The organism is Streptomyces silaceus (assembly GCF_001419745.1).
Classification (GTDB): Bacteria; Actinomycetota; Actinomycetes; order Streptomycetales; family Streptomycetaceae; genus Streptomyces; species Streptomyces silaceus.
The window spans coordinates 1-14,446 of the sequence record NZ_LIRJ01000241.1 but is presented as its reverse complement, the minus strand read 5'-3'; the positions used below and the strand labels follow the sequence as shown (position 1 = coordinate 14,446).

The window sequence follows — 14,446 nt, the reverse complement described above, 5'->3', positions numbered from 1 at the left end:
GGGGCGGGCCCGTCGGAGTCGAAGGGGCGGTGCATCAGGGTCTCCCTCCCGTCCCGACGCGCGTCATGATCTCGCAGAGCGCCCGGTCGTCGAAGATCCGTGAGGTCGGGACGCGCACGGTGGTGCGCCGGCTGCCGGTCACCGGGTGCCCGGCGAGGTTGGTCCAGTAGCAGCAGTGCCGCAGGTCGAGCCGGTCGTGCCCGGCGCGCAGCCAGTCGTCCTGGGACCGGGGCACGAGCATCACGACCAGGATCTTGTGGACCGAGACCGGCGTGCGGGCGAGCTTCACCAGGTGGGCGTTGTCGAGGGTGAAGGCGAACGTCGGCCCGCGGGGATTCGGCGGTATCTGGTACGTGCACTTGAGCTGGACCTTGATGGTGACCTCGTCGTCGACCGTGTGCCCGGGGGCGCTGTGGCTGACGTGCCAGTCGATGCCGTTGTCCGGAAAGGGCTGCGAGAGCGAGCACCCCGCGGCCGCCGCGACGGCGTGCAGATAGCCCACCTGAAGTGTCTCCATACAGGCGGTGGTGGCGAGTGTGCCGCGCGGCGGTGCGATCCGCTCGGGCAGCAGCCCACCCTGTTCGGGCTGCGCGAGCGCCATGTCCAACGTGCCTTCCGAACCCGGTAGTTCCCCGCTGGGGCCGTCGACGTCAAGGCCCTGTACCTCTGTTGTCTCCGGCCCGCGTACAGCGCAAACGGCCCGGGTATCACCAGCGTGGGCAGGGGACCGAACGTCATCTGCCGGAACTGAACGAGGAGTTGCGTCTTATGACGTGCTGGTACGAGGGCCCCTTGGCCGCATTCGACACGGAGACCACGGGCGTCGACGTCGAGACCGACCGGATTGTCTCGGCCGCCGTCGTCGTCCAGCAGGGCGCGGGCACCCGGCCGCGCATCACCCGGTGGCTGGTCAATCCGGGCATCCCGGTGCCCGAGGCGGCCACCGCGGTGCACGGACTGACGGAGGAGCATCTGCAGCGCAACGGCCGGTGGCCGGCGCCGGTGATGGAGGAGATAGCGCGCGATCTGGCCGAGCAGGGCGCGGCGGGCCGGCCGATCGTGGTGATGAACGCGCCGTTCGATCTGACCATCCTGGACCGGGAGTTGCGCAGGCACCGCGCCTCGTCGCTGGCCCGGTACACGGAGGGCTCGCCGCTGTGCGTGATCGACCCGCGGGTCCTGGACAAGCACCTGGACCGCTACCGCAAGGGCCGCCGCACGCTCACGGACCTGTGCGCGCACTACGAGGTGGAGCTGTCGGACGCCCATGACGCGGCGGCGGACGCGCAGGCCGCCCTCGACGTCGTCCGCGCGGTGGGGCGCCGGTTCGCCTCGCGCCTGGAGCGTCTCTCGCCGGCCGAGCTGCACACGCTGCAGGCCGTCTGGCACGCGGCGCAGGCCCGCGGGCTGCAGGCGTGGTTCGCGCGCAGCGGTTCGCCCGAGGAGGTCGACCCGGCGTGGCCGCTGCGGCCCGAACTCCCGGCGGCCGCCTGAGCGTCGACGGCACGCGCGCCGGGCGCAGGGGGGCGCGGGCCGGAACGGGCAAGAAAAAACCGGTCCGTCTGCTGACGGACCGGCATTCTCCGGGTGGGCGATACTGGGTTCGAACCAGTGACCTCTTCGGTGTGAACGAAGCGCTCTCCCACTGAGCTAATCGCCCGGGAACGCACTGAACAATACAGGTCCCGGCGCCTTTCCTTCAAACCGCTTCCAGGCGAGCGGTCAGACCGCGCCGCCCGGCCCTCATCATCAGGGCGTGGTTGAGCCGGAAGACCGGCCGGCCGGGGACCGCGAGCCGGCGCATCAGGGGCCGGCGCACCTCGACCTCCTGGTCGTAGCGGGCCCTCGTCCCTGCGGGCCCCGGCGCGAGGGTCCAGCGCGCCCAGCCGTCCAGGTCGCCGGTCATGGCGATCTCCAGGACCCCGGCCGCGGGATCGCGGCGCCGCTCGCGTGCCGTGACGACCAGGTCGTACGGCAGGAAGGACCGGAAGCGCGCGACGCCGCTGCGGCCGTCGACCGGCGTCACCTCGCGCACCTGCGGCCACCACAGCGGATAGTCCTCGACCCGCTCCAGGACGGAGTAGACGTCGGCGGGCGCGCCGGGCAGGTCCCAGACGCTGCGGAAGCGGTAGCGGCACCAGTCCATGGGACCGAGTCTGCCGGTCCGTCCCGCCGAGGGCACCGCGCCTACCGGGCAGTCCGGGCTCCGTGCCCGCCGGGCCGTCCGGGCGCGGGGTCCGCGTCTGAGTACGTGCGTGGATCTGAGTACGTCCTGAGTACGCGCGCCGATGCCGGCCGGCGTGGCGCGGAGCACACTCTCCGGACATGACGAACCTTCCGCCACCGGCCGAGGAGCTGCGGCTCCTCGACTGGGAGTTGCGCCAACTGGAGGCGCGCAGGACGCAGTTGCTGCAACGCCGGGCCTGGCTGCTCGGTGTCCTGCGCGCGGCGGGCCCGGCCGGGCCGCCCCCTCGTCCGGCCGGCCCGCCCGCGCTCGGCAGCGCGCCGCCGAGCGCGCAGAACGTGCTGCTGTCGCTGGGAGGTGTGCTCCTGACCATCGCGGCGATCGCCTTCACGGTGGTGAGCTGGGGGCACTTGGGCATCGGCGGCCGCAGTGCCGTCCTCGGCGCGGTGACGCTGGCGGCGCTCGGCGTGCCCGCGCTCCTGCTGCGCCGCTCGCTGCGTTCGACGGCGGAGGCGGTGGCGGGCCTCGGGCTCGCGCTGACCGTCCTCGACACGTACGCGCTGCGCCATCTCGCGCTGCCCGACACGGATGCCCTCGGCTACGCGGCGGTGGCCTCCGCGGCCCTCGCGACGCTGTGGGCGGGGTACGGACTACTGCTGCGCGAGCTGCGGCTGCCGCTGCCGACGGCCGTGGCGACGGCGCAACTCCCCCTGGTCCTCTGGGCGGGAGCCGCCGAGGCGGGCGATCACGCGATGACGGCCGCGCTCCTGGTGACGGCGGCCTTCGACACCGCGCTCGCGCTGTGGGCGGGGGTCCGTTCCGTGCGGGTCGTCGCGGGCGCCGGGGCCGGGGCGCTTGGCCTGTGGGGCGCGGCGAGTGCCGGCTGGCTGTCGGCGCAGGCCACGGATCCGGCCGGCGCGGCACGCGCGGGCGTGCTGCTCCTGGGCGCCGCCCTGGTCGCCCTGGCCGGTGCGTGGTGGGCGAAGAACGCCGAGGTCTCCACCGGTGCGGCGGGCGCCGCGGGCCTGCTCGTGGTGGCCGCGTGCGGCGGGGTGCCGCGGACGGCGCTGCCCGCCGTGTGGACGGTGCCGGCGTATCTGGCGTGCGGGATCGCGCTGTTGGCGGTCGTGCGGACGGGGCTGCCGCTGCCGGTGCGGCGCGGGATCGCCGGGGCGTCGGCCGCGGTGCAGGGGCTCGCGGTGCTGTGGGCGGTGCCCGTCGCCGCCCTCGCCCTGTTCGGGCCGCTCGACTGGGCCGCGCGGGTCTGGTCGGGCGCGCCCTCGGACGCCCGGGACGCCCTGCCGCTCGAACTTCCCCTGGCGCACCCGCTCCTGGCTCCCCTGGTGCTCGCGGCCGTCGCCGCCGTGCTGTTCGTGGCGCGCGACCGGCTGGGCTCCGCGGGTCGTGGCCCGGCCCGCTACGGCGCCCTGGTGCTCGCCTGGTCGGCGGCCGTCGCCCTGCCGTCCGCGCTCCGCCTCCCGTACGCGGCCGCGCTCGCGGTCCAGGTCGTGCTGACCGCGGCCCTGCTCGTGTGGGCGGCGCGCACCGAGCCCGCCGCGCGGGCCCTGACGGCGTCCGCGCTCGCCCTGGTGACCTCGGTGAGCGCCGCGTTCCTCTCGCTGGCCACCACGGCGGCCACCCTCACCACGCTGGGCGCGCTGACGGCGCTCTTCCTGGCGTCCACGGCGTACGCGGCACGGCGCACCGAACCCGCGCCGGGTCCCGCGGCCCTGGCCACCTGCGCGTCCGTCGCCCACGCCACCGCGCTGATCTGCGCGGCGGGCGCCGCGTGGGACCTGCGCCCGGAGCACGTCGGGCTGCTCGCCCTCACGGTCCCGGCCCTCGCCGCGCTCGCCGCCGCCCGCCTGGGCCGGCACCCCCTGACCCCGCCGGTCGAGATCATGGCGGCCGCGTCCGGAGCCCTCGCCGTGGCCCTCACGGCGGGCCACCCGCCCACGCTGGCACTCGCCCTGGCGCTGGCCGGGCTCATCGCCTCGGGCACCGCCCTGCGCGCGGACCGCCGTGCCGTCGGCTACGCGGCCGCGGCGCTGTTCGTCCTGGCGAGCTGGGTCCGCCTGGCGTCCTGGGACGTCACGGCCCCGGAGGCGTACACGCTGCCCGTCACCGTCCCGGCGCTCGTGATCGGTGTGCTGCGGCGCCGCCGCGACGCCGAGGTCTCGTCCTGGACGGCCTACGGCCAGGGGCTCGCGGTCACACTGCTGCCGAGCCTCGCGGCCGCCTGGAGCGACCCGCACTGGCAGCGCCCCCTGCTGCTCGGCACCGCGGCCCTCGCCCTGACGCTGGCGGGCGCCCACCACCGGCTGCGCGCCCCGCTGGTCCTGGGCGGCACGGTCCTGGCCCTGGACGCGCTGCACGAGCTGGCCCCCTACATCGTGCAGGTGGCCGGCGCGCTGCCCCGCTGGGTGCCGCCCGCGCTCGCGGGCCTGCTCCTCCTGGCGGTCGGAGCCACGTACGAACAACGTCTGCGCGACGCACGCAAGTTCCGGAATGCACTCCATCGAATGCACTGATTGACGCGGACCACCGAAACATGTGGAACCGTCAATTCCCTAGAAAGGAACGGAAATACGAGAACGGCCCGGAGGCTTAAAGCCTCCGGGCCGCAATCCGGGGTGGGCGATACTGGGTTCGAACCAGTGACCTCTTCGGTGTGAACGAAGCGCTCTCCCACTGAGCTAATCGCCCGGGCGCAGAGAGAACATTACCCCATGTCAGGGGGTGCTCCCGACCGCCTCGGAGTCACCCGCGGGTCACTCCTTGATCTTCCACGGCATGGTGATGCCGAACTTCCATACGTAGATGCCGACCAGTACCGCGACGATGACGAGGCCGATGGTCGTCAGGATGATGTTCCTGCGCCGCACCTTGGGGTCGAGGGCGCGCTGCGCGGCCTCGGTGACCTTGCGCTTCGTCCAGCGCAGCACCAGCTGGGCCCAGACGAACTCGGTCGCCCAGATCGCCATTCCCCCGAAGATCACCAGCCAGCCGGGACCCGGCAGCGGCAACATGATGATGCCCGCGACGACGACCGCGAGACCCACGACGAAGACGCCCACCTGCCAGCTGAGGTGCAGCATCTTCCGCGACTGGACGAACTCCGGCGCCCGAGAGCCGAGCGGCGGCTCGGCGGCGGCTCCGGCGGTCGGTTCCGCGACCCCCGCCGGCTCGTTACTCCCCGTATTCATGCGGCCAAACCCTACCCGACGGAAACCCGTCACCGGAATGGGTGCATGCACGGATGAGACAACCCGCCATACGAGCTACCTAAAGACACGCAAAACCCTCAGAGGGGTTTACAACGGCACCGTAGGTGGCATGTCGATTTCGCCGACGTGCGAATCCCCGAGCGCACACTGAGCGAAAGGCCCTGGCGCTTATGAACACCACGGTCAGCTGCGAGCTGCACCTGCGCCTCGTTGTGTCGAGCGAGTCCTCACTGCCTGTACCCGCAGGACTGCGGTATGACACGGCCGATCCCTATGCCGTGCACGCCACCTTCCACACCGGAGCCGAGGAAACGGTCGAGTGGGTGTTCGCCCGCGACCTCCTCGCCGAGGGCCTGCACCGGCCCACCGGCACCGGCGACGTCCGAGTCTGGCCGTCCCGCAGCCACGGTCAGGGCGTCGTCTGCATCGCCCTGAGCTCCCCGGAGGGCGAAGCCCTGCTCGAGGCCCCGGCGCGGGCCCTGGAATCCTTCCTGAAGCGAACGGACGCAGCCGTGCCGCCCGGCACGGAACACCGTCACTTCGATCTCGACACGGAGCTCTCACACATCTTGGCCGAGAGCTGACGGCCACGAGGCGCGTCGAGAGCCACTCACGCCGTCCGACTCGGGGCGACGGCACAGGCAGTCACGACACAACGACACAAGGCGAACAGAGCAGACACCGGCGCCGTCGTCGCGGGACCTCCCGCGACGACGGCGCCGGTGCGTCGTGAGGGGAAGCCGCTAGCATCGGCCAGCATCGACGGGCACCGACCCGACCCCCAGGCCAGGGAGCGCATCGTGCTGATCACCCACGACACCCGGTGTTCCCTCGACGCCGTGGTCGATCTGGTGAACACCGCACCGGAGGAGGACGGCACCGACGGGCTCGCGGATCTGGCCGCACTCGGCGAATTCGTACGAAGCCACGAAGTCAGCGACGTCGGGGAGCTCACCGAGCGCGATCTCGCCGATGTGCGCCGCGTCCGCGGACGCTTCGCGGAGGTCTTCGCGAACCCCGAGCCGCGGACCGCCTCGGCGATCATCAACGAACTGGTCGCGGCGGCCGGCACCACGCCCCGGCTCACCGACCACGACGGCTTCGACTGGCACATCCACTACTTCGCGCCGGGGGCGTCCGTCGCGGACCACCTGGCGGCCGACTGCGGGATGGCGCTGGCCTTCTTCGTGGTCGCCGGGGAGCAGGACCGGCTGCGGCGCTGCGAGGCACCGGACTGCCGGCGCGCCTTCGTCGACCTCTCGCGCAACCGTTCGCGGCGCTACTGCGACAGCCGCACCTGCGGCAACCGTCTGCACGTCGCCGCGTACCGGGCCCGCCGCAAGGAAGCCGCGGGCTAGAGCGCGGCCTCGGGGCGCGGGGCTAGAGCAGCAGCAGGTCGTGCAGCGACGCCAGCAGGATCAGCGTGCCGATCACCGTCAGGAAGATCATCAGGGGTGGCTGGGAGAGGGCGAAGAGACACCCCTGCCCCTCCGTGTCGTCGAGGGCGGCGGGCCCCTCAGCCTCCTCGGGGGTGGCGGGGTGCCGCACGTCGGCAGGTCGTCGCTCATGGGCCGGTGCCGTCTGCCGTCCGTCGTCCGGCGGGGCGGCGTCGCCCGGTGTGGTGGTGTCCAGCATCTCGCGGTGATGATGACGCAGGTTGCGGACCTCCGTTGACCAACACGCCCGGTTCGGACGGGAGTTCGCCGGTTTCCGTGACAGGCAAAAGTCCAGCGTCCGGCGCGCTCCGTCCATGGCTCACGGGCCGCTTCCCTCGCGAGACTCTGCGGCACCGCCCGCACTCGAACGAGGGAGCCCTCATGTCGGTGGCACGCAGACGGCTGTTGACGACCGCGCTCGGCACGGCGGCACTGGCGACGGTGCCGCTCGGCGCCGCGTCGGCCGCGTCCGGGCAGGCGCACACGAGTGGACGGGCACGCGCGTGGCGCCGGGTCCCGCACCGCGGCATCCGCCCGGACGACCCGGACGGCCGCGCCCCGCTGCCCAATCCGCGCCGCGGCTTCCGCTACGAGATGTCGTACAACGCCGTTGACCTGACGAGCCCTTGGCCGAACGAACAGGACCACTCCCCCGACGCCGCCCGCACGCTCGACCTCCTGGAGCGCGAGTACGGAGCGGGCGCGAACCTGACCCAGCTCTACTTCTATCTCTGGGACTTCGCGACCACGACGATCCCGCAGAGCGCGCTCGACAACATCGAGAGCGTCTTCCGCGGGCTGCGCCGCAAGGGGTACGCGGCGGTCCTGCGGTTCGTGTACGACGACGGGGTGCGGGAGAACCGGCGCTACACGGTCCAGGACATCCAGCGCCACATCGGGCAGTTGGCGCCGGTCGTGGCGCGCAACAGCGACGTCGTCGCGGTCTGGCAGGCCGGGTTCCTCGGCACCTGGGGCGAGTGGCACGGCAGCCACTACGCGCACGAGACGTACCCCGACGCCGTCACCGCCGTCATGACGACGCTCGTGGAGGCGCTGCCGCCGGGCCTGCACACCCAGGTCCGGTACGCGGAGAAGCGGGACATGATCACCAACAGGGCGATCCTGGACCGCGTCGGGTTCCACAACGACTACGTGACGCTGGGCGAGGGGCTGTGGGACTACTACGTGCCCGGCAACCCCGGCTGGCCGGCCTACCTCGACGTGTCGCCGACGCGGATGATGGACGGCGAGATGCCCTGGGACAAGGGACAGAGCTCCGATCCCTACGCGTGGAGCACCGTCATCCCCGGGATCGCCGCCGCGCGCCGGCTCCAGACGCTCCGCTTCGACAGCCTCTCGCTCGTGCACAACGCCACCGTCACCCTCCCCGGCTGGAAGGCGGCACCGCTCACCGAGCGGCAGGTCAGGGAGGCGCAGCTCCCCGTGTCCGACGGGTACTTCAGGGACCGCGCGGGGCGTGCGGTGGCGCGCACCCAGTTCGAGTACCTGCGCGACCACCTCGGCTACCGGGTGGAGGTGCGGGAGGTGCGCCACGCTCCGGCGGCGGCACGCCGGAGCGGGCGGCTTCCCGTGGAGGTCGACGTGGTGAACCGCGGCTTCGCGCCGCCCAAGCATCCGCGGCCCGTGCGCCTGGTGCTGCTGGACGCGGCCGGGCGGACGGTGGCCTCGGCCGACACGGGGGCGGACTGGCGCGACTGGCGGCCCCAGGGGCGCGCGGAGACCGGCGACGACCACGCGGCACCGGCGGTCACGACCGTACGCGCCACGCTGGACCTGCCGGCGGGCACCCGCGGCCCGCACCGCATCGGGCTCGCCCTGCCCGACGCGGCCTTCCCCGGCCGGGGGCGCGCCGTGCGGTGCGCGAACGCCTCGGTGCCCTGGGTGGACGGCGTGAACGTCCTGGCCGAGGTCGCGCTCGGCCGCTGACCCGGCCGGGGCGGGCGGGGAGCGTCAGATGCCGTGCTTCTTCAGGATCGCCTCGATGTCGCTGAAGTCCTCCGCGGGCGCGGCCTTCGGCTGCGCCGCGGGCCGGGCGGCGGCCGGCCGGGAGCCCTGCCCGAGGGAGGGCGCCGACGCCGCGGGGGCCACCGCCTCGCGCTGAGCGGCCTTCGCGGCCTTGCGCTCCTTGCGGGTGCCGCCCGTCCGGCGCTCCACCGCGCGGGTCCCCAGGAACATCAGCCAGGCGGCGCCGAGCAGGCCGAAGCCGACCCACGCCTTGAGGCTGAAGGCGGTGTCGGCCGCCCAGCCCACGACCCCCGTCAGCACCAGACCCACCGGGACCAGGGAGTACGCGGCGAGGCGCGCCGCGGCGAGGAAACGCTTGCGATAGGCCGTGATCGCGGCGATGCCCAGCCCGGCCGCGGATACGGCGGAACAGACGGTCTCGGCAATCATCCGGTCCTCCAGGCATGCAGCGTACGTAGGAAAAAAGACACTGTCGTCCCTTCCATCCTGCACCGGGTGGGCACCGTGGAGCCACGCCCGGTACGGACCTCAGGGACATTTCCGGGTCATCTCGGGGTCCGCCTCCTCCCCAGGTCCCGGTTGGGGGGCGTGTCCATGGGCTGGAACACTGTGGCCATGAACGATTCCCCCTCCGATCGCCCCGCCCGCCCCGTCGTCCTCGACGTCTGGTGCGAGCTCCAGTGCCCGGACTGCCGCACCGCCCTGGACGACGTGCGCGCCCTGCGCGCCCGCTACGGCGACCGTGTCGAGCTGCGCCTGCGGCACTTCCCCCTCGAGAAGCACAAGCACTCCTTCGCCGCCGCGCAGGCCGCCGAGGAGGCCTTCGCGCAGGGCAAGGGGTGGCCGTACGTCGAGGCGGTGCTGACCGGGGTCGAGGAGCTGTCCGCCCGGGGCGAGTCCGTCCTGGTGGACACGGCCCGCGAACTGGGCCTGGACGCCGAGGAGTTCGACACCGCCCTCATCGACGGACGGCACATCCTGATCGTCGACGCCGACCAGGCCGAGGGCAAGGCGATCGGCGTCACCGGGACGCCGACGTACGTCGTCGGCGGCGAGCGGCTGGACGGCGGCACGAGCCAGGAGGGGCTGCGCGAGCGCGTCGAGGAGATCACCGACCGGCTGCTGGCGGCCGACGCCTCCTGACACGGGCCGAAGGGCTCCCGGGCCGCTAGAGCAGCGGCTTGTAGAGGAAGTACGCGGTGGGCTCGTAGCCGAGCGACTCGTACAGGCGATGGGCCGGGGTGTTGCCCGCGAAGACGTTGAGGCCGATGCGGTGGCGGCCCGCCGCGCGGGTGAGCTCCTCGGCGACGCGCATCAGGGAGCGGCCGTGGCCGTGCCCCCGGTGCTCCTCGCCGACCTCGACCCGGTAGACGAAGCCGCTCTCGCCCTCCAGGGCGACCCACAGGGTGCCCACCCGGGTGCCCCCGGCCGTCAGGACGCTCAGCCAGGTGTCCGGCGTCGCGAGGCCCTGCGGGAGCAGACGCCGGTGGTCGGCCTCGGCCTTGACGCGCGCCTGCGGCTCGGGCACACCGCGCTCGACCCACTCGCGCATGTAGGCCTCGGTCTTCTCCGCCAGCCAGGACCCGAACTCGTCCTCGGTCATCGGCCGCCGGGCGACGCCGTCGGGCAGCGCGAGCACCTCGTCGGACAGCGGCTTGGCCATCGTGCGGTTGCGCTCGACGTACCCGAGGGCCGTCGCCAGGCGCAGGGCCGCCGCGGCGTCGGCCGGGACGGTCGCCTCGACGCGCGTGCAGCCCCAGCCGCGCGCCACCTCCTCGGCGGCCAGCGCGGCGACGGTGCCCCGGCCGCGCCTGCGGTCCGGTTCCGCGATGCGCAGGTCCGTGACCCGGCAGACCGCGGGCCCGAAGACGGCGTCGGTGGCGAGGGCTATGGAACCCACGGGTCGGCTGTTCACACAGACGTCGTACGTGCGCGACTTCGCGCCGTCGGCGCCCTGCTGGAGCGGCCCGGTCGGCCGCAGGGTCGTGGTCATCACAGGTGTTCTACCCGCGCGGACCCCGGGCCGTCACCAGGGTTTCGCGGGACTTACGGATCCAGGTCGTCCGCGGCACGCTCGGCGAAGACCCGCATTGCCTTGGCGGTCACCGGTCCCGGGGCGGCGGTCACTTCGCGTCCGTCCACGCGGTGCACGGCCTGGACGTCGCGCAGCGTCGACGTCAGGAAGACCTCGTCGGCGCGGGCCAGGACGTCCAGCGGCAGATCGCTCTCGCGGGCGCCCGTCCACGCGACGGTCAGCTCGCGCGTGATGCCGGCGAGACACCCGGAGGCGAGGGGCGGGGTGTGGATCTCGCCGTCGAGGACGACGAAGACGTTCGAGCCCGTGCCCTCGCAGAGCTGTCCGACGGTGTTCGCGAACAGCGCCTCCGAAGCGCCCTGCTCGTGGGCGCGGGCCAGGGCCACCACGTTCTCCGCGTACGAGGTGGTCTTCAGGCCGCTCAGCGCGCCGCGTTCGTTGCGGGTCCACGGCACGGTGATCACCGCGGTGGTGTCGGGGCGCGGGGCGGCCTCGCCGACGGCGACGACGAGCGTGGCGCCCTGGTCGCCGCGGTCCGAGCCGAGCGGCGAGAGCCCTCCGGTGCAGGTGATGCGCAGCCGCCCCAGCGGGAGCGGGTTGGCCTCCAGGACGGCGGCGCAGGCGCGGCGCACCTCGTCGAGGTCCGGCTCGGGCAGCCCCAGTCCGTGCGCCGACCGGGCGAGCCGGGCCAGGTGGCGGGTCAGGGCGAAGGGCCTGCCCTCGACCGACTTCACCGTCTCGAAGATGCCGTCGCCGACCGTCAGCCCGTGGTCGAGCACGGAGACGCGGGCGTCGTCGAGGTCCTGCAGGCCGCCATTGAGCCAGATCTTCACGTCGGGGTTCCTCCACTCGCTTCGTACGTCCCCGACGCTACCGCCAGCAGGCGCGCGGCCTTCAGCTCGGTCTCCCGCCACTCCCCCTCGGGGTCCGAGCCCCAGGTGATGCCCGCTCCGGTGCCGAACCGCAGCATCCCCGCGGCGCGGTCGATCCAGAAGGTGCGGATGCCGACGGCGAGCTCGCCGGTGCCCCGGTCGGCGTCGACCCAGCCGATGCCGCCGCAGTAGGGGCCGCGCGGCGCCGTCTCCAGCTCGTCGATGATCCGCAGCGCGCTGGACTTGGGGGCGCCGGTGACGGAGCCGGGCGGGAAGGTCGCCTCGAACAGCTCGGACCAGCCCGCGCCGGGGCGCAGCTCCCCGCCGACGGTGGAGACGAGGTGGACGAGCCCGGGGTGCTTCTCGACGACGCAGAGGTCGGGGACGGTCACCGAGCCGGTGGCGCAGACACGCCCGAGGTCGTTGCGGACGAGGTCCACGATCATGACGTTCTCGGCGTAGTCCTTCTCCAGGAGGTCCGCCTCGGTCCGGCCGGTGCCCTTGATGGGGCCGGACTCCACGGTGCGTCCCGCGCGGCGCAGATAGAGCTCGGGGGACGCGGTGGCTATCTCGACGCCGTGTTCCGGCAGCCGGATCGTTCCGGCGTACGGCGCGGGGTTCCCGCGCGCGAGGAGCGCGGTGAGGGCGTCCACGTCGGCGTCGGCGGGCACGGGCGCGGACAGCACGCGGCAGAGGTTCGCCTGATAGACCTCGCCCGCCGCGATGTATTCACGTACGCGTCGCACGCCGTCCGTGTACGCGGCGCGGTCCAGGGACGTCGTCCAGTCACCGGCGCCCGGTCCGTGCCACCTCCCCGGGACGGGGGCGGGCACGGCCTCTTCGCGCACGTCGTCGAAGCGGGCGCAGACCAGACCCCCCTCGAAGTCCGCGGACACCGCCCAGAAGCCGGTGGAGTCCAGAGCCGAGGGGTCGCTGGTCACGTCCCGCAGACCGGTGGCCACGAGGGGGCCGAAGCGCGCCATGGGAGGGAGCGCGGAAGGGGACGTCAGAGGGGGGCTGTGCACGGCTGTGAGTCTATGACCGGCGTCCCTGCGGCGCCCCTGACCAGTGACAGCGCAGCACGCTGCGCAAACGCGTTTTTGTACTGGCCCAGGAATCCGCTAGAGTTCAACACGTCGCCGGGACGCGCAAGCGAAACGGAAAGACAAGCGGACGTAGCTCAGTTGGTAGAGCGCAACCTTGCCAAGGTTGAGGTCGCCAGTTCGAACCTGGTCGTCCGCTCGCAGGAAAGTGGGGGATCTTCCCGAACCCCTACGCTCCTGGTGGAGTGGCCGAGAGGCGAGGCAACGGCCTGCAAAGCCGTCTACACGGGTTCAAATCCCGTCTCCACCTCCAAGGACGATTAGCTCAGCGGGAGAGCGCTTCCCTGACACGGAAGAGGTCACTGGTTCAATCCCAGTATCGTCCACTGGATCTTCGGATCCTGGTCCTCGGACCGAACCCCGCGCGATTAGCTCAGCGGGAGAGCGCTTCCCTGACACGGAAGAGGTCACTGGTTCAATCCCAGTATCGCGCACGCAGTACACGCAGGTTGACCTGCGCGATTAGCTCAGCGGGAGAGCGCTTCCCTGACACGGAAGAGGTCACTGGTTCAATCCCAGTATCGCGCACCACCCACGAAGCCCCCGGGCCGTTCTTACGGCCCGGGGGCTTCGTCGTCCCCTCGGGACCGGAGTCCCTCGGGGCGCGATGGTTCAGGACGAGAAGAGCATGTGCCCGAAGCTCTTGTGACGGTGGTGGCCGTAGTGACCACCGTGGCCGCCATGGCCTCCGTGACCCTGCGGGACACCCCACGCGGGAGCCTGGGCCGGGGGGTAGCCCTGGGGGGCCGGCGGAGCGGGCGGCGGCGGAGCCTGCTGGGCGCCCCACTGGGCCTCCAGACGGGTCAGCGACTCCAGCTCGCCGTAGTCCAGGAATATCCCGCGGCAGCCGTTGCACTGCTCGATCTGGACGCCGTTGCGGTTGTACGTGTGCATGGGTGCATGACACTTGGGGCACTGCATGGACGGCTCAACTCCTCGCCGGTGGTGACTGCTTCGCCGGAACTCTTCCCGGCTTCGGTGCGTCGCACCCTACTTCGTCGTCTCCGGGGCCAACTCGGGCGGTGGTGCGGGCACTCCGGTCATCCGGTCGCAGGCATCGATCAGCGCCTGCTCGATCTCGTCCAGGGGACGACCGGCCGCGACCGCCTTGGTGATAGCGAGGGCGGCGGTCTGCACGGTGAGGGCGCGGGCGGGGACGTCCAGGGCCGGCCAGGGGTCCGCGCCGCCCGCCGGGAGGGCCGGGCCGCCGGCCGCGCGGTAGGCGTCCAGGAAGCGGGTCCACTCCTCGGGGGCGAGCAGGCCGCAGGCGAACCAGGCGGCGGGGCGCGCCAGGTCCCAGGCACCGGGTCCCGCGCCGAGGTCGTCGACGTCGATGAGGAGCCAGTTCCCCTCGGGGGCGCGTACGAGCTGGCCGAGGTGCAGGTCGCCGTGGCACAGGTGGCCGGGGCCCGGCGCGGGGGCCTCGGCGCGGGCCCAGGCGGGCAGGTTCGCCCAGGCCCGCAGGACCGGGGGCGCGGCGGGGTGCGGACCGGCCGCGCGCAGCCGCTCGACGGCGCGGGCCGCTTTGCGGGGGCCGCGCATGGGCGGGAGCGCGGGCGTGAGGGCGGTCAGGGGTACGGCATGCAGGTGGGCGAGGAGGGT

General features: G+C 73.0%; 16 protein-coding genes and 7 tRNA genes. 11 read left to right on the top strand and 12 right to left on the bottom strand.

The genetic code is table 11. From position 1 onward, the window contains the following. Positions 1-34: 34 nt before the first annotated feature. Positions 35-601, bottom strand: coding sequence for a DUF4365 domain-containing protein (locus AOK22_RS22690; protein WP_055700547.1), 567 nt, complete (start codon positions 599-601; stop codon positions 35-37). A 167-nt stretch (positions 602-768) separates the two neighbouring features. Between AOK22_RS22690 and AOK22_RS22685 the strand changes: the two genes are divergently transcribed. Continuing rightward, positions 769-1,494: a 3'-5' exonuclease gene (locus tag AOK22_RS22685; RefSeq protein WP_055700546.1), complete on the top strand. Its 726-nt coding sequence runs from the start codon at positions 769-771 to the stop codon at positions 1,492-1,494. Between the two features lie 94 nt (positions 1,495-1,588). Here AOK22_RS22685 and AOK22_RS22680 read toward each other — a convergent pair. Together AOK22_RS22680 and AOK22_RS22675 are read right to left on the bottom strand one after the other, a co-directional pair. After that, positions 1,589-1,660, bottom strand: a tRNA-Val gene (locus tag AOK22_RS22680). Between the two features lie 39 nt (positions 1,661-1,699). Next, entirely contained in the window at positions 1,700-2,146 is a 447-nt protein-coding gene (locus AOK22_RS22675) for an SRPBCC family protein (protein ID WP_055700545.1), read from the bottom strand. 179 nt (positions 2,147-2,325) lie between these two features. Here AOK22_RS22675 and AOK22_RS22670 point away from each other — a divergent pair, with 179 nt between their 5' ends. Continuing rightward, positions 2,326-4,716 (top strand): SCO7613 C-terminal domain-containing membrane protein, encoded by a 2,391-nt coding sequence (locus AOK22_RS22670; RefSeq protein ID WP_055700544.1) that lies wholly within the window; start codon positions 2,326-2,328, stop codon positions 4,714-4,716. Positions 4,717-4,819: 103 nt separating this feature from the next. Here AOK22_RS22670 and AOK22_RS22665 read toward each other — a convergent pair. Both AOK22_RS22665 and AOK22_RS22660 read right to left on the bottom strand, forming a co-directional pair. Next, positions 4,820-4,891: transfer RNA gene (locus AOK22_RS22665), tRNA-Val, on the bottom strand. 65 nt (positions 4,892-4,956) lie between these two features. Then, positions 4,957-5,391, bottom strand: a complete 435-nt coding sequence (locus AOK22_RS22660; protein ID WP_055700543.1) for a TIGR02611 family protein — start codon at positions 5,389-5,391, stop codon at positions 4,957-4,959. 191 nt (positions 5,392-5,582) lie between these two features. Here AOK22_RS22660 and AOK22_RS22655 point away from each other — a divergent pair, with 191 nt between their 5' ends. Beyond that, positions 5,583-5,996, top strand: a complete 414-nt coding sequence (locus tag AOK22_RS22655; protein ID WP_003959770.1) for an SsgA family sporulation/cell division regulator — start codon at positions 5,583-5,585, stop codon at positions 5,994-5,996. 216 nt (positions 5,997-6,212) lie between these two features. After that, positions 6,213-6,770, top strand: a complete 558-nt coding sequence (locus AOK22_RS22650) for a CGNR zinc finger domain-containing protein (protein ID WP_055700542.1) — start codon at positions 6,213-6,215, stop codon at positions 6,768-6,770. Positions 6,771-6,792: 22 nt separating this feature from the next. Here AOK22_RS22650 and AOK22_RS22645 read toward each other — a convergent pair whose 3' ends face one another. Further along, positions 6,793-7,047 carry a hypothetical protein gene (locus AOK22_RS22645; RefSeq protein ID WP_055700541.1) on the bottom strand — a complete coding sequence of 85 codons (255 nt, stop codon included), beginning with the start codon at positions 7,045-7,047 and terminating at the stop codon, positions 6,793-6,795. A gap of 182 nt (positions 7,048-7,229) precedes the next feature. Here AOK22_RS22645 and AOK22_RS22640 point away from each other — a divergent pair, with 182 nt between their 5' ends. Further along, the gene (locus AOK22_RS22640) at positions 7,230-8,795 is read left to right on the top strand and encodes a DUF4874 domain-containing protein (RefSeq protein WP_055700540.1); all 1,566 of its coding nucleotides are present in this window, start codon (positions 7,230-7,232) and stop codon (positions 8,793-8,795) included. 24 nt (positions 8,796-8,819) lie between these two features. Here AOK22_RS22640 and AOK22_RS22635 read toward each other — a convergent pair whose 3' ends face one another. Next, positions 8,820-9,263, bottom strand: coding sequence for a hypothetical protein (locus AOK22_RS22635; RefSeq protein ID WP_055700539.1), 444 nt, complete (start codon positions 9,261-9,263; stop codon positions 8,820-8,822). A 186-nt stretch (positions 9,264-9,449) separates the two neighbouring features. On the opposite strand from AOK22_RS22635, the gene AOK22_RS22630 reads away from it, so the two are divergent. Further along, complete coding sequence (locus AOK22_RS22630) at positions 9,450-9,977, top strand: DsbA family protein (protein ID WP_079036750.1); 528 nt, start codon at positions 9,450-9,452, stop codon at positions 9,975-9,977. 25 nt (positions 9,978-10,002) lie between these two features. Here AOK22_RS22630 and AOK22_RS22625 read toward each other — a convergent pair whose 3' ends face one another. The 3 genes from AOK22_RS22625 to AOK22_RS22615 are packed head-to-tail and all read right to left on the bottom strand — an operon-like array spanning position 10,003 to position 12,724. Next, complete coding sequence (locus AOK22_RS22625) at positions 10,003-10,827, bottom strand: GNAT family N-acetyltransferase (protein ID WP_055700537.1); 825 nt, start codon at positions 10,825-10,827, stop codon at positions 10,003-10,005. A 53-nt stretch (positions 10,828-10,880) separates the two neighbouring features. Next, positions 10,881-11,702: an aminotransferase class IV gene (locus AOK22_RS22620; RefSeq protein ID WP_055700536.1), complete on the bottom strand. Its 822-nt coding sequence runs from the start codon at positions 11,700-11,702 to the stop codon at positions 10,881-10,883. Continuing rightward, on the bottom strand, positions 11,699-12,724 hold the full coding sequence (locus AOK22_RS22615) for a chorismate-binding protein (RefSeq protein ID WP_055700535.1): 1,026 nt from the start codon (positions 12,722-12,724) through the stop codon (positions 11,699-11,701). Before AOK22_RS22615 ends, AOK22_RS22620 begins: the two co-directional genes overlap by 4 nt. 186 nt (positions 12,725-12,910) lie before the next feature. Here AOK22_RS22615 and AOK22_RS22610 point away from each other — a divergent pair. The 5 genes from AOK22_RS22610 (at position 12,911) to AOK22_RS22590 (ending at position 13,375) form a co-directional block, all read left to right on the top strand. Beyond that, positions 12,911-12,983 (top strand) — tRNA-Gly (locus AOK22_RS22610). A 40-nt stretch (positions 12,984-13,023) separates the two neighbouring features. Then, positions 13,024-13,097, top strand: a tRNA-Cys gene (locus tag AOK22_RS22605). A 1-nt stretch (position 13,098) separates the two neighbouring features. Further along, positions 13,099-13,170, top strand: a tRNA-Val gene (locus AOK22_RS22600). Between the two features lie 36 nt (positions 13,171-13,206). Beyond that, a tRNA-Val gene (locus tag AOK22_RS22595) sits at positions 13,207-13,278 on the top strand. A 22-nt stretch (positions 13,279-13,300) separates the two neighbouring features. After that, positions 13,301-13,375: transfer RNA gene (locus AOK22_RS22590), tRNA-Val, on the top strand. 81 nt (positions 13,376-13,456) lie between these two features. Here the strand turns inward: AOK22_RS22590 and AOK22_RS22585 are convergent. Together AOK22_RS22585 and AOK22_RS22580 are read right to left on the bottom strand one after the other, a co-directional pair. Further along, positions 13,457-13,765: a TFIIB-type zinc ribbon-containing protein gene (locus AOK22_RS22585; protein ID WP_079036749.1), complete on the bottom strand. Its 309-nt coding sequence runs from the start codon at positions 13,763-13,765 to the stop codon at positions 13,457-13,459. 69 nt (positions 13,766-13,834) lie between these two features. Further along, positions 13,835-14,446 (bottom strand): aminoglycoside phosphotransferase family protein (locus tag AOK22_RS22580; protein WP_244164929.1); only part of this gene is annotated, 612 nt, incomplete at its 5' end.